At 37.2% G+C, this 13,594-nt stretch carries 12 protein-coding genes; 6 read left to right on the top strand and 6 right to left on the bottom strand.

The genetic code is table 11. From position 1 onward, the window contains the following. Positions 1-16 precede the first annotated feature (16 nt). A complete protein-coding gene (gene hemH, locus G6W45_RS07930) occupies positions 17-970 on the bottom strand; it encodes a ferrochelatase (RefSeq protein WP_194168120.1) in 954 nt (317 codons plus the stop codon). Next, the gene (locus tag G6W45_RS07925; protein ID WP_194168119.1) at positions 970-1,839 is read right to left on the bottom strand and encodes a Gfo/Idh/MocA family oxidoreductase; all 870 of its coding nucleotides are present in this window, start codon (positions 1,837-1,839) and stop codon (positions 970-972) included. Before G6W45_RS07925 ends, hemH begins: the two co-directional genes overlap by 1 nt. A 167-nt stretch (positions 1,840-2,006) precedes the next feature. Here G6W45_RS07925 and alaS point away from each other — a divergent pair, with 167 nt between their 5' ends. From alaS to G6W45_RS07895, 6 genes are all read left to right on the top strand, one after another. Then, the gene (alaS, locus tag G6W45_RS07920; RefSeq protein WP_194168118.1) at positions 2,007-4,565 is read left to right on the top strand and encodes an alanine--tRNA ligase; all 2,559 of its coding nucleotides are present in this window, start codon (positions 2,007-2,009) and stop codon (positions 4,563-4,565) included. After that, a complete protein-coding gene (locus tag G6W45_RS07915; RefSeq protein WP_084042051.1) occupies positions 4,562-5,062 on the top strand; it encodes a 3-isopropylmalate dehydratase in 501 nt (166 codons plus the stop codon). Before alaS ends, G6W45_RS07915 begins: the two co-directional genes overlap by 4 nt. Further along, entirely contained in the window at positions 5,059-5,601 is a 543-nt protein-coding gene (gene maf, locus G6W45_RS07910) for a septum formation inhibitor Maf (protein WP_107691669.1), read from the top strand. Before G6W45_RS07915 ends, maf begins: the two co-directional genes overlap by 4 nt. Further along, positions 5,598-7,526, top strand: a complete 1,929-nt coding sequence (locus G6W45_RS07905; protein WP_194168117.1) for a transglycosylase domain-containing protein — start codon at positions 5,598-5,600, stop codon at positions 7,524-7,526. The genes maf and G6W45_RS07905 overlap by 4 nt, the downstream gene beginning before the upstream one ends. Before the next feature lie 9 nt (positions 7,527-7,535). Continuing rightward, positions 7,536-7,823, top strand: a complete 288-nt coding sequence (locus G6W45_RS07900; RefSeq protein WP_194168116.1) for a ComEA family DNA-binding protein — start codon at positions 7,536-7,538, stop codon at positions 7,821-7,823. A gap of 77 nt (positions 7,824-7,900) precedes the next feature. Continuing rightward, positions 7,901-9,472 carry a phosphoethanolamine transferase gene (locus tag G6W45_RS07895; RefSeq protein WP_194168115.1) on the top strand — a complete coding sequence of 524 codons (1,572 nt, stop codon included), beginning with the start codon at positions 7,901-7,903 and terminating at the stop codon, positions 9,470-9,472. 59 nt (positions 9,473-9,531) lie between these two features. Here the strand turns inward: G6W45_RS07895 and glyS are convergent, their stop codons facing one another. The 4 genes from glyS to G6W45_RS07875 are packed head-to-tail and all read right to left on the bottom strand — an operon-like array spanning position 9,532 to position 13,582. After that, positions 9,532-11,550, bottom strand: coding sequence for a glycine--tRNA ligase subunit beta (gene glyS, locus G6W45_RS07890; RefSeq protein WP_194168114.1), 2,019 nt, complete (start codon positions 11,548-11,550; stop codon positions 9,532-9,534). Then, on the bottom strand, positions 11,547-11,699 hold the full coding sequence (locus tag G6W45_RS07885; protein WP_194168113.1) for a hypothetical protein: 153 nt from the start codon (positions 11,697-11,699) through the stop codon (positions 11,547-11,549). Before G6W45_RS07885 ends, glyS begins: the two co-directional genes overlap by 4 nt. Positions 11,700-11,702: 3 nt before the next feature. Next, positions 11,703-13,106 carry an endonuclease/exonuclease/phosphatase family protein gene (locus G6W45_RS07880; RefSeq protein WP_194168112.1) on the bottom strand — a complete coding sequence of 468 codons (1,404 nt, stop codon included), beginning with the start codon at positions 13,104-13,106 and terminating at the stop codon, positions 11,703-11,705. Next, on the bottom strand, positions 13,103-13,582 hold the full coding sequence (locus tag G6W45_RS07875) for a tRNA (cytidine(34)-2'-O)-methyltransferase (protein WP_072594657.1): 480 nt from the start codon (positions 13,580-13,582) through the stop codon (positions 13,103-13,105). The genes G6W45_RS07880 and G6W45_RS07875 overlap by 4 nt, the downstream gene beginning before the upstream one ends. Between the last annotated feature and the right edge of the window lie 12 nt (positions 13,583-13,594).

Here is a 13,594-nt window from a genome sequence, read left to right as displayed (position 1 = left end):
TAAGCAAGATTTATTCCTAAAAGTTAATCTCTTTGGCTGTTTTTGCTTTTTGTAAGATAAAACTAGCAAACTCATCACTAAAATTTGGGCACCAAACAACCTTGTAGAAGCTAAAATTTAGCTCTTTTGCAATCTTTGCATATTCAATAACTAGCTCAAAAATGGTCTCAGAGTTATCTATGCAAAAAGAGAGCGGATAGATAAGAGCCTTTTTACTCTTACATTTTGCCAAAATTTCATTTAGTGAGGGCTCTAGCCATTTTACAGGGCCAAGGCGCGATTGGTAGGCTAAATTTATCTCTTTGAAGTTTAATCCGCTATCTTTTATCATTTTGCTTAAAATTTGCACATGCTCATTTATGTGCTTTTCGTAGACATCACCTTTATCGATAATCTTTTGAGGCAACGAATGAGCCGAAAAGATAAGCTCCACATCGCTTACATCTATATTATTTATGGCTTCGTTTATATGCGAGATTATGATTTTGTTGTAAATTTCATCATCATAAAATGGTCCGCAAAGCAAAATTTTAGCCTTTATCTCTAGCTCATCTTTTGCTTTTTTAAAATCATCTAAACTCGAAGTTATTGTAGTTTGTGAATGATGAGGATAAAGTGGCAAAAGCACTATCTCATCAAAATTTTCGTATTTTTTAAGCACATCTTTTGCAAATGGTGAAGTATAGTTCATTGCAAAATCAACTGCATCAAACTCATTTTGTAAGCTTGAAATTTTATCGCAAAGCTTAGCTGTAAGCTCACAAATAGGTGATTTGCCACCTATTTGTTCGTAGTTATGCTTAGCCGTTTTTAGTCTACCTTTTGTAATCATAAATGCTACAAATTTTCTTAAAAATTTATTCTTTATACCCAAAATATACGGGTCGTTAAACATATTTTTTAGAAAAATTTCTACATCAGCAAGGCTATTTGCCCCACCCATATTCAAAAGCAAAAGTGCCCTTTTCATCAAAATAGCTCTTTGATTTTTATTGCATCATCGATGCTTGAAAGCTCGCTACTTTCGCCGCTTTGGCAAAGATCATAAAAGGCATCGTATTGAGCTTTTATCTCATTATTTATGGGATCAGTTTTTAAATTCATCTGCCCATTTTCATTAACCCTATGAAGCTTATAATCGATAAGATCGCCAAAATAAACACCCTCTTTGGCATTTACTTCTATTTTAAAACGCTCTAAAGAGCCACAAAAAGAATCAGTAATACTCACCAAAATTTGATTTTTCATTTTAATGTTTATTCCAACATTGTCGCATATTTTGGTATTTGTTTTATTTGCTTGAGTATAAAAAAAGCTACAAATTTCACTATCTACTAAATTTTTCGCAAGGTCTATATCGCAAAGTGAAAGCTCGTTTATAATATTTCCTTCGCAAAGTGGTTTAAAATGCGCAATTGAAATGCTATAAATTTCTTCTTCTTTTAAAAGTGCCTTTTTTAATGAAACGATGGTCGGATTAAAGCGCTCATCAACGCCGGTGCAAACTCTTACTTTATTTACCACTGAAGCATATTTTATCTCTTTTAGCTCGCTTACACTTTTAAATATTGGCCTTGAAATCAAGATATTTTGGCAATATTTTGCACACTGACAAAAGGCCTCTACGATCTCATGTTGAGGCAGACAAAGTACGACAGCTTGTGGCTGGGCTACTTCTATAAATTTTTTAAACTCATCAAAAAACGGAGCTCTGCAAGCATCATCTCTATTTTCTTTATCAAAAACTCCACAAACTTCAAATTTGTCAGAACGCCTCAGCTCCATATAGTGCTGCTTGCCAACTAGATTGTATCCAACAATGCCAATTCTGAGTTTCACTAAAGACCTTTTAGTCATAAATTTTTAGGCTATTTTAATTGCAAATCGCTTTTAAACAAATAAATTTATAAAATATATTAAGCAAAAATTAATTTTGTATTTTTTTATAAATTTACAAACGATTTTTAGCTAAAATCGAGCAAAATTTAAAACTAACGAGGATAAAAATGCAAAATTTAGATATAAGAAAGGCATATCTTGATTTTTTTAAATCAAAAGGTCACGAAGTAGTAGCTTCAGCACCACTCGTGCCAAACGATGCAACACTACTTTTCACAAACGCTGGCATGGTTCCATTTAAGAGCATTTTCACAGGCGAAGTGCCGCGCCCAACACCACCTATTCGCACTAGCTGTCAGACCTGCATAAGAGCTGGAGGTAAGCACAACGATCTTGATAACGTTGGCTACACAGCGCGCCACCACACATTTTTTGAGATGCTTGGCAACTTTAGCTTTGGCGAATACTTCAAAAAAGAGGCGATCGCTTACGCTTGGGAATTTGTAACAGAAGTACTAAAACTGCCAAAAGACAAACTTTATGTAACCGTTCATGAAAGCGATGATGAGGCGTTTGAAATTTGGAGTACTCACATCGCAAAAGAGAGAATTTACCGCTTTGGCGATCATGATAACTTCTGGCAAATGGGCGATACTGGACCATGTGGCCCTTGCAGTGAAATTTTTTACGATCAAGGGGCTGAACACTTTAATACGCCTGAAGATTACATGGGCGGCGATGGCGATAGATTTTTAGAGATCTGGAATCTTGTTTTCATGCAGTATGAAAGAAGCGCCGATGGCAAACTAAGCCCACTACCAAAACCAAGCATAGATACTGGCATGGGACTTGAGCGCGTTACTGCTATCTTGCAAGGTAAATTTAGCAACTACGACAGCACACTTTTTATGCCATTAATTAACGAAGTAGCAAAGCTTTGTGGCAAGCCGTACGTCTATGAAAGTGGCGCTAGCTACCGTGTCATAAGCGATCACATCCGCTCGGTCACATTTTTGCTAGCTCAAGGTACGACATTTGACAAAGAAGGCCGTGGCTACGTGCTTCGCCGCATCTTACGCCGTGCGATCCGCCATGGATACTTGCTAGGCATAAAAGAGCCATTTATGTATAAGCTTGTTGATAAAGTTTGCGAGCTAATGGGCGAGCACTACACATACCTAAATGAGAAAAAAGCGGCCGTAAAAGAGCAGATCAAGCTTGAAGAAGAGAGATTTTTGGCGACAATCGCTAGTGGTTTAGAGTTATTTGAGAGCGAGCTTAAAAATACAAAAGAAATTTTTAGCGGAGAGGCTGCGTTTAAGCTCTATGACACATTTGGCTTCCCACTTGACCTAACAGCTGATATGCTTAGAGAAAAAGGCTTAAAAGTCGATGAGGCAAGGTTTGATGAGCTTATGAGCGAGCAAAAAGCACGTGCAAAAGCTGCTTGGAAAGGCAGTGGCGATAAGAGTGCGAAGGGCGATTTTAAAGAGCTACTTGAGAAATTTGGCGAGAATAAATTTATAGGCTATGAAGAGCTTAAAAGTAAAAGTAAAATTTTAGCTCTGCTTGATGAAGAATTTAAAAATGTAGATAGCTTAGATGCTGGCAAAGAGGGCTGGGTGATGTTTGATGTCACTCCATTTTATGCTCAAAGTGGCGGTCAGTGCGGTGATAGCGGTAAGATAGTAGGCAAAGCAAATGTTCTTGATACGCAAAAATTTCATGGACTAAATTTATCTTTAGTAAAAACTAATGCAGCGCTAAAAGTTGGTGATGAAGTAGAGCTTGAAGTGGGCAGTGATAGAGCCCAGATCGCACGTCACCACAGCGCCACACACTTACTTCATGCAGCCCTTAGAAACGTGCTTGGCACGCATATCGCTCAAGCTGGCTCAAGTGTAGAAGCAGATAGGCTAAGGTTTGACTTCTCTCATCCAAAAGCACTTACTAGCGAAGAAATTTCAAAGGTTGAAAATTTAGTAAATGAGTGGATACTAAATGGTGCTAACTCAAAAACAGAACTTATGAAACTTGAAGATGCTAAAAATAGTGGAGCTATCGCACTATTTAATGAAAAATACGCTGATAATGTAAGAGTCGTTAGCTTTGGCGACGTCAGCAAAGAGCTTTGTGGTGGCACACATGTAAAAAATATAGATGAGATCGGATCGTTTTTCATCACAAAAGAGAGTGGCGTAAGTGCTGGCGTTAGGCGTATCGAGGCTGTTTGCTCAAGAGCTGCGCTAAATTTAGCAAAATCATTTAGAGCTGAGATTGATGAGCTAAAAGATGAGCTAAAGAGTGCCGAGCCACTAAATGCGGTCAAAAAGCTAAAAAATGAATTAAGAGTTTTAAAAGATAAACTAAAAAATGCTAAAAATTCTCATGAGCTAGTCTATTTAGACATAAATAAAACCAAGCTTTGCGTCACAAGCGTAGATGGTGGAGATATAAAAACTTTGATAGATGAGTTTAAAAATGAGCATGAAAGTGCTGCTATTTTGCTAATCCAAGCCGATGAGAGTGGCAAAATTTCTCTTGCAGCTGGCGTTAAAAACGCTCCTTTAAAGGCAGGCGCTTGGGTAAAATTTGCAGCGCAAATCCTAGGTGGCAATGGCGGTGGCAAAGATGACTTTGCAACAGCCGGTGGCAAAGATGCATCAATGATAGAAGATGCGATAAAAGACTCACTTGAGTACGCAAGGCAAGCCTTAGAAAAATGAGTCATTACGATATAGCTTTTATAAAATTTGACCAAGTAGTACTATTTTTGCATGTATGCTTTGTAGCTCTTTTTGTGGGGCTACAAGCCGGTCTTGTGCTTGTTGGAAGCTACTTTATAAAAAATAAATTTGAAGATAAGGAACGCTACCACATCTTACTTCACATTATAAGACGCTTTGGCATTGCGATTTTCATACTAATCCTTTGCGTGATAGCGACAAGTGTGGTTATAATTTTTGGATTTTATGATGCAAATTTGACAAATCCTATGGCAAGTGCGATGGTGGCAACAAAATGCGCAATAGAACTATTTTTGTTATTAAATTTAAGTTATATATTTTATAGATATAAAAAGGCCTTAAAAGCACTAAGATCGCATGAAATGATCGAGCTAAATGAGAGTTTGATCGTTATAATTTATTACTTCACACCGCTAAATTTATTAGCTTCGCTAGCAGCCATTTATCTTGGCATAAGCTATAAGGTGTTTTTATGATAACACTCGCTTCAAGCTCGCCAACAAGGGCAAATTTATTAAAAGATGCTGGCATAAATTTCACTCAAATTTCTTTCCAGTTTGACGAGAGCAAGATAGAAAAAAAAGTAAAGCCTGAAATTTATGTCCAAAACGTCGTAAAAGCCAAAAAAGAGCAATTTTTAAAAGAAAATATAGCTCTTAAAAATTTACTCTTTGCAGATAGCTGTGTAGCGTGTGGAGATAAAATTTTAGGTAAAGCAAAGGATGAAAAAGAAGCGATTGCCATGCTAAATTTACAAAGTGGCAACGAATGCAGCGTCTATACGGCGATGATATTTTTAGGTGAATTTGAGCTTATAAACGTAAGTAAAACTATGTATAAATTTAAAAAATTTGACGAGCATGACCTTAATGAATACATAAAAAATAATGAGTGGCAAGGCAAGGCTGGAGCCATGACGATAGAAAATTTTAATAAAAAATATATCATCTCCCAGCACGGTGAGACCAGCACAGCCATGGGGCTAAATTTAAAAATATTAAAGGCATTTTTATGAAATATATCCTGGCATTTATCTTTATAGTTGCCATTTCACTTGGCGGAGCATTTTTATATTTTTATTCGCAAGTTAGATTTGATGCTTACGCTATTATTGATTATAAACCAAAGCTTACAACGCAAATTTTTGATAGAAACAACGAACTCATCGCAAATATCTTTGAAGAAAATAGAATTTATGTAAAATATAACGACATCCCGCCGCGTGTCATCGAAGCACTCGTGGCTATCGAGGATACGAGCTACTTTGAGCACGGCGGCATAAACGTAGAAGCTATGGCAAGAGCTGCCATAAAAGATATCAAGGCCAGAAAACTAGTCGAGGGAGCTTCAACACTAACACAACAGCTCATTAAAAATTTGGCTCTAAGCCGTGAGAAGAAATTTACAAGAAAGATAAAAGAGATCGTGCTTGCTATGAAGCTTGAAAGCGAGCTTAGCAAAGAAGATATCATAGAAAGATACCTAAATCACGTCTATTTTGGACATGGCTACTACGGCATAAAAACAGCAGCTGAGGGATATTTTAGAAAAGAGCTAAATGAGCTAAGCATAAAAGAAGTTGCCATGCTAGTTGGCTTGCCAAAAGCTCCAAGCACTTATGATCCTACAAAGCACCTTGACCTATCACTTAGCCGTGCAAATAGAGTGCTTGAGAGAATGTATAACATCGGCTGGATAAATGAGGACGAGTACCGCAAGGGCGTGCTTGAAGAGCCAGCGGTCTTTGATGACACACTCACAAGAAATAAAGCCCCTTACGTAGTCGATGAGATAATAAAAGAGGCTTCAAAGAAATTTGACGATATAAAAACTGGCGGTTATAAGATACAAAGCACAGTTGATCTAAATGTCCAAAAGATCGCTCAAGAAGCTCTAGTCTATGGCTACAATGAAATTTTAAAACGCGATAAAAAAGCAAATGCAGAAATCCTAAATGGAGCTATAGTAGTTACTCATCCACAAAGCGGTCAAATTTTGGCACTAATTGGCGGTATCGACTACGCAAAAAGCAGCTATAACCGTGCCACTCAAAGCAAGCGTCAGCCAGGATCTAGTTTTAAGCCATTTATCTATCAAATAGCACTTGATAGTGGCTACTCAGTCGTTTCTCAAGTGGCTGATATCGCCAGGACATTTGACATGGGAAATGGCAAAGAGTGGACGCCAAAGAACTATAGCGGCGGTTTTCAAGGCTATATCACTATAAAATCAGCCATAACCCAGTCGCGTAACCTCGCAACCATAAATTTGCTAAACGATCTTGGTCTTAGCTCGGTTCGTAAACAGCTTACAGATATGGGCTTTAACGATATCCCAGAAAATTTATCTATCGCACTTGGAAGTTTTGGGATTTCGCCACTTGACTTTGCGAAATTTTACTCGATGTTTCCAAACGATGGCGAAGTGGTCGAGCCTACGCTCATTAAGCATATAGAAAATAGCTTTGGGGCTTCGATGGATTATGAACCACAAAGAAAGCAAGTGCTAAAACCAGAACAAGCATTTTTGATGACGACACTTCTTCAAAATGTCGTAAATAACGGCACTGGACGCAACGCTAAAATAAATGGCATCCAAATAGCAGGCAAAACCGGCACAACAAACAATAACATCGATGCTTGGTTTTGTGGCTACTCGCCTGACATCGAAGCGATAATCTGGTACGGAAATGACGACAACAGTCCTATGAAAAAGATTGAGGGTGGTGGTAGAACAGCCGCACCTGTGTTTAAGAAATTTATGGAAGGCTACATTAAGCTTTATCCTACTTTAAGACGTGCATTTGAGCAGCCAGACGGTGTTTATAAAGGCTATTATGGCGGCAGTGACGAATACTACACAAACGACTCACCACTACCTCAAAATATACCGGCAAATGACATCATACAAGATCAAGAAAATGATGGATTATTATTTTAGGAAGATAAGATGAGGATTAAAATTTTACTTTGTTTGGTAGTTGCAAGTATAGCATATGGCGCCAACCTAAATACAGCTAGCAAGAGCGAGCTAATGAGCCTTGGGCTAAGTAAGGGCCAAGCATTAAACATTATAAAATACAGAAAAGCCCATAAATTTAAAAGCATCGATGAGCTTGAAAAAGTCCAAGGTATTGATTTTAACGATATGCAAAAAGTTAAAGAAAAACTTAGCATAAAAGAGAATGCAAAAGTCAAAAAAACTGAAGCAAAAAACTCCAAAGGCAAGAAAAAATAATCTTATTTTTTTATTTAAATTTTCTAGCCATTTACATTTGAGTCCTATTATTATGGCTTTTTACAAAGGCTGAAAAGATGCTAAATATTAATAAATTTAAAAATATCAGTTTTTTAAAATTTCTGATTTTATTTACTGCTTACATATTTTTTATAAATTATATATTTTTATACAATGGCGTTTTTTCAGGCTTTCTACAAAATAATCAACTCTCTTTTTCCATATTCTTTTTTCTTATATTTGCAATTGTCTTTATCTTGGTTTTCGCTAGTATTTTTTGTATTTTATTTTTGCCTTTTTCACTAAAGCCAGTTGCGATTATTTTGATTTTAGCAAGTGGCATATCTGCTTACTTTATGCAAGCATATGGTGTTATTATAGATAAAGATATGTTATTAAACGTCCTACGTACCGACACCAAAGAAGCCTTTAGTTACTTTAGCACAGGTTTAGTTTTTTGGATAATTTTTACAACCATCTTACCTTGCGTATATGTATTATTTGTAAAAATTAACTATGGTAGTTTCAAAAATGAGTTTAAATTAAGAGCAAAAATTATCTCATTTTCTATAGTTGCGATAGCTATCATATTTTCATTAACGTCTAAAATTTTTATACCATTTTTTAGAGAACACTCGAATTTAAGAACCGCATTGCTCCCATACTATCCCATCTACTCGGCTGCAAAGCTAGTAAAATCGCTCATACAAAAACCACTACCTTTTACCTATGTAGCAGATGATGCGGTACTAGCTGATGATAAAAAGAAAATTTTAGTTTTGATAGTTGGCGAGACGCAAAGAAGCAGAAACTACTCACTAAATGGCTACACCAAAAATGATACGAATAAATTTACTAAACAAAAAGATGTGGTAAGTTTTACAAATTTCTACTCATGTGGAACAGCCACAGAGACTAGTGTGCCTTGCTTATTTTCAGACTTAAAGCGAGAAAATTTTAGCAACCGTGAAGCAAAAGCTCGTGAAAATTTAGTTGATATCATCAATAAACTTGGCATAAAAACATACTTTTTTGGCAACAATAGCGGCGGTTGCAAGGGCGTTTGCGACAATCTCGATCAAAACCATACTTCAGATCATCGAGCAGAAGGCTTTGACGAAGTGATATTTAATGAAGCAAAAAAGGTCATCGAAGATGCAAATTCCACCACCTTTATCGTGCTACATCTGCAAGGCTCGCACGGCCCTATCTACTACAAAGGCTACCCAAGCAAATTTAAAGAATTTACCCCAACGTGCGACACTGCCGAGCTAAATAAATGCACACCAGATGAGATAGCAAATACCTACGACAACACTATTTTATATGAGGACTATCTACAAAGTGAGTTGATAAACGCCCTTGAAGCAAGAAAAGATGAATTTGAAGTTACCATGTTCTTTTTCTCAGATCACGGAGAGAGCCTAGGTGAAAACGGCATATATTTACATGGTCTACCTTACTCCATCGCTCCAGATGAGCAAAAACACATCCCAGCCATCATCTTTTCAAGCAATAGCGAGCTTTTAAAAAGGCTAAAAACTAGAAAAGATGAGAGCTTTTCGCATGATTTTATCTTTAGCTCAGTTCTTGGATATTTTGGGGTAAAAACCAAGGCTTATGAGCCAGAATTTGATATTTTTAGGTAGTTTTAGGAATATAAATTTTAAAAAGCCAGCCCAAGCAAGAGCCTGAAGCTGGCGCAAATTTAAAAGCTGATCTCTTTTATATCAGCTACTTTTAGTATCTCGCTATAAATTTGGCCGATGATCGCGACGCGATTGTTTCGCACTTTCTCGTTTTCAACATTTATCATAACTTTGTCAAAAAACTCATCTATTTGAGGTTTTAGAGCAAATAGAGCTTTTAGCCTTGGCTCATACGCTAGGCTCTTATCAACTGCTCTAAATGCGTCATTTAGGGATTTTTCAGCATCTATCTCAAAGAGACTCTCATCAACCTTGCTAAATTTATCATCTTTGATGATATTTGCAAGGCGCTTAAATGTTGAGAAATTCTCCCTAAAGCTTGTCTCGCTTGAAATTTTAGCAAGCGCCTCTATCATCTTGGTTAGCTCTAAGATATCTTTTTCGCCACTTTTTATGCACGCTTTTACGATAGAAGCGTTTGCGTCAAAGAAGATATAGAGCCTATCAAGGATGAAATTTATAGGCACTTCAACATCAAATTTCTTATAATCTTTTGCGATATCTTCTAAAATTTCTTTTACGTTAAATTTCAAATTATGCGCCAAAACGATCTTTATCACGCCATTTGCTGCGCGTCTTAGAGCGTATGGGTCTTTGGTGCCACTTGGGATTTTGCCGATACTAAAAAGCCCCATTAGTGTATCAAGCTTATTTGAAAGCGCCACAACCGAGCTAAATACCTTGCTTGGGCACTGTGCCTCCTCGCCGTCTGGCAAATACTGCTCTTTTATGGCTAGAACGACGTCTTTATCCTCGTTTTTTGCCTTTGCGTAGTAAGCACCCATGATGCCTTGAAGCTCGGTAAACTCATAAACCATCTGAGTTGTAAGATCGGCCTTGCTTAGCATCACAGCTCGCTCAAGCTTAGCCGCGTACTCGCCAGCTTCTTTTTTGAGTAGCTCGTCATAGTTGCTAGCAAGCTTTTTAGCCACTTTTAGCTCTCTAAGCTCTTTTTCGTAGATACTTCCAAGCTCTTTTAGATAAGTTATATTTTTTAGTTTTTCTGGGCTAAATTCGTGCGCTAGGTCGCTTTGCCAAAAGAACATCGCATCACTTAGTCTTGCTCTTAGCACCTTTTCATTGCCTTTGATGATGAGCGAGTAGTCCTGCGTTATGGCGTTGCTAACGACAACGAAGCCATTTGCGAGTTTACCATTTTTAAAGACTGGAAAGTAGCGCTGATTTTCCTTCATTGAAGTGATGATGACCTCACTTGGCACCTCCAAAAATTCCTCTTCAAACGAGCCAAGAAGTGCTGTTGGATACTCGGTGATCGCCACAACTTCAGCTAACAAGTCTTTATCGATCTCGATCTTTAGTCCGCTTTTTTGGCTGATCTTTTCAAATTCATCAAGGATTATTTTTTCTCTCTCATCCGCCTCAAGCACGATACCACGCTTCTTTGAATCTTCAAAATACTCTTTTATGTTTGAAATTTTTATCTTATCATAGCTAATACTTCTGTGCGGATAGGTTGAATCGCCGCTTTCTACGCCAAATTCATTAAATTTTATGGCCTCATCACCAAGCAAACACAAAAACGATCTTATCGGGCGGATAAACTCAAACTCGCCGTTGCCCCAGCGCATAGACTTGCCAAAGTTAAGACTCTTTAAAAACTCCTCAACCATCTCGCCCATTATCTTAGCAACCGGCTCGCCTTTTACCTCTTTTTCGTAGTAAAGCACCTCTTTGCCGTCTATCTCTTTAAATTTAAGCTCGCTCTCGCTTATGCCGCATTTGTTTGCAAAGCTAAGCGCAGCCTTTGTAAAAGCTCCGTCTTTTAGCGCTACTTGCTTTGGCGCACCGATAAAGCTAGCCACGCTATCAGGCTGAGATTGTGGAAATTTCTCATGAAAAAAGACCAAGCGACGCGGCGTATAATAAAATTTAAACTCACTTGTGATGTTATATTTTTCAAGAACAGCCTGCCATTTAGCATTGATATTTGGCAGCTCCATTAAAAACGGTATCGCTGGAAGCTCCTCAACTCCAATTTCTAATAATAACTCTTTCATATTTCACTCTTTTTATTAAAATTTTCTCTTTTTTCTCTTACCATTTTTCTTGCTCTCTCCTTCTCTTGTGACTGCAAAACGACGCCTCTTATCATAAAAATAAGAAATAAAACAAACGCCGTAATCATAAAAATATCTAAAATTTGCACTCTCTACTCCACAACGATTTGGTTTTCTCTCTTGTAAATTTTAACTCTCGCGTTTTCAAAACTATACTCGCCATCTTTTAGCTTTTTCTTACTATAAACCCTGATCTTACCGTATGGTGTATGCAGATAGCCCCTCTCAAGCCTGCCCGAAATTTTAGCATAGACATCGCCACTTCTAGCTTCGCTTAATTGCGATGCATCTAGTAAATTTTCGCTAATATCTTTTGTGCCATGCTCATTTATGATCTCATAAGAGCTGACTTCAAGCGCATCTTTATAAATTTTCATTCGCCTTACTAAAATATCTAGCTCTTCGCCTACAGTAACGCTATTTTTAGGATCATAAACATAAATTCCGCGGTGATTTTTCGAGATAATAAAGCCATGTTTATCTTTTAATATAACAACCGCTTTTTCAATCACTGCTGGCACTGCCTCTGGGTGATCAAAAAGCGTATCCACATCAGCCGTCTTATAGCTTTGTTCGCTTATTTTTTTATTGGCTTTGTTTTCATCTTTTTTAAAAATTTTACTTACAAAGCCTTTTTTCACTGGGCTTGGATCAGTTGAAATTTTAAACTTTAATGCAAAGTGATCCGAATAAAGGTCACTCTTTGCAAAGCCTTTTTCATCGACTGCAAAGCTTGGTTTAAAGACTTCAAAACTGCCACTAACATAGCTTAGATCGCCATTTTCCATAAAGCTGGGCGAAAGTAAAACATGATCGATCGCTCTTTTTTTGCCATGCACTGCGTGAGAATATCTATCTTTTGGCTCAAGCTCTTTATAAAGATCATAAAAATTTCTCGTTGCAATGATGTCATTTAGGATGGATTTTTGTCCAAAGGGCGAGTTAAAATCACCCAAAATTATTGCATTTTTCTCTTTACCCAGAGCTGTTCTTAACGTTTTTTCAGCCTTTTTTTGCATATTTATGCCATTTTTATAAGTTGGAAAGTGATTTACAAATATGCTAAATTTCTTACCTTCCGTCTCAAAAATAACCTTTAAAATATTTCTCGTCTTTACGTTTGAAACTTTAAAAATTTCACTGCCACTTGGCTGTAACTTTGAAATAAGCCCAAGCCCAACAGGCGAATTTTTCTCTTTTGTAAAGCTTACAAATTTATACTCGCTATCACTTACTAGAGCTTTTAAAACTTGTTCATTTTCGATCTCTTGAAGTGCGATAATGTCAGTATTTAGTGCATTTATGACTTGTCTTGTCCTTTGTAGTTTTGAATCAGCCGCCTCGCAGTCCCATTTTGATACGCCTACTTTAAAATCAAGATACTCGCTACCATCATCTTTGCAATCAAATAAATTTTGCACATTATAAGTTGCAATGCTAATTTCACTCGCAAATGCCACTAAAATGGTAAAAACCAAAGCAAAAACTACTCTCAAATCTCACTCCTAAAGTCAAATTCAGTGATATTTTGCCTGATCGCCTCATACGCGATAATGCCAGCACTCATAGCTAAATTTAAGCTCCTGCCCTCTTTTCCCATTGGTATGGTTATGGCGTTTTTAAAATTTATATCCATAAATTCTCTTGGCAGCCCAGTACTCTCGCCACCAAAAAATATAAAATCTCCTGGCTTAAACCTAGCCTCGTAGTAAAGCCTATTTGTCTTTGTGGTAGCGAAGAAAAATCTATCCTTGTGGCTTAAGTTTGCTTCTAAAAATTCTTCCAAACTATCCCAAATTTTTGGATTTAAAATTTTCCAGTAGTCAAGTCCTGCTCGTCTAACAGCCTTTTCACTCAGATCAAAGACCGTTGGCTTAACGATATGCAGCTTTAAATTTGCATTAACGCACATTCTACCGATAGCTCCAGTATTTTGCGGTATCTGAGGATGAACTAAGACTATGTTAAACATAAGCTTTCTTTG

Source organism: Campylobacter concisus, assembly GCF_015229955.1.
Lineage (GTDB): Bacteria > Campylobacterota > Campylobacteria > Campylobacterales > Campylobacteraceae > Campylobacter_A > Campylobacter_A concisus_AT.
The sequence above is the reverse complement of the archived record's forward strand: the minus strand, read 5'-3'. Positions and strand labels throughout refer to the sequence as shown.

What these genes read in the sequence shown, in the direction of transcription:
- glyS (WP_194168114.1), bottom strand. Translation starts at nt 11,550, where the DNA reads ATGAAAGAGTTATTATTAGAAATTGGAGTTGAGGAGCTTCCAGCGATA.
- maf (WP_107691669.1), top strand. Translation starts at nt 5,059, where the DNA reads ATGATAACACTCGCTTCAAGCTCGCCAACAAGGGCAAATTTATTAAAA.
- G6W45_RS07915 (WP_084042051.1), top strand. Translation starts at nt 4,562, where the DNA reads ATGAGTCATTACGATATAGCTTTTATAAAATTTGACCAAGTAGTACTA.
- hemH (WP_194168120.1), bottom strand. Translation starts at nt 970, where the DNA reads ATGAAAAGGGCACTTTTGCTTTTGAATATGGGTGGGGCAAATAGCCTT.
- G6W45_RS07905 (WP_194168117.1), top strand. Translation starts at nt 5,598, where the DNA reads ATGAAATATATCCTGGCATTTATCTTTATAGTTGCCATTTCACTTGGC.
- alaS (WP_194168118.1), top strand. Translation starts at nt 2,007, where the DNA reads ATGCAAAATTTAGATATAAGAAAGGCATATCTTGATTTTTTTAAATCA.
- G6W45_RS07895 (WP_194168115.1), top strand. Translation starts at nt 7,901, where the DNA reads ATGCTAAATATTAATAAATTTAAAAATATCAGTTTTTTAAAATTTCTG.
- G6W45_RS07900 (WP_194168116.1), top strand. Translation starts at nt 7,536, where the DNA reads ATGAGGATTAAAATTTTACTTTGTTTGGTAGTTGCAAGTATAGCATAT.
- G6W45_RS07875 (WP_072594657.1), bottom strand. Translation starts at nt 13,582, where the DNA reads ATGTTTAACATAGTCTTAGTTCATCCTCAGATACCGCAAAATACTGGA.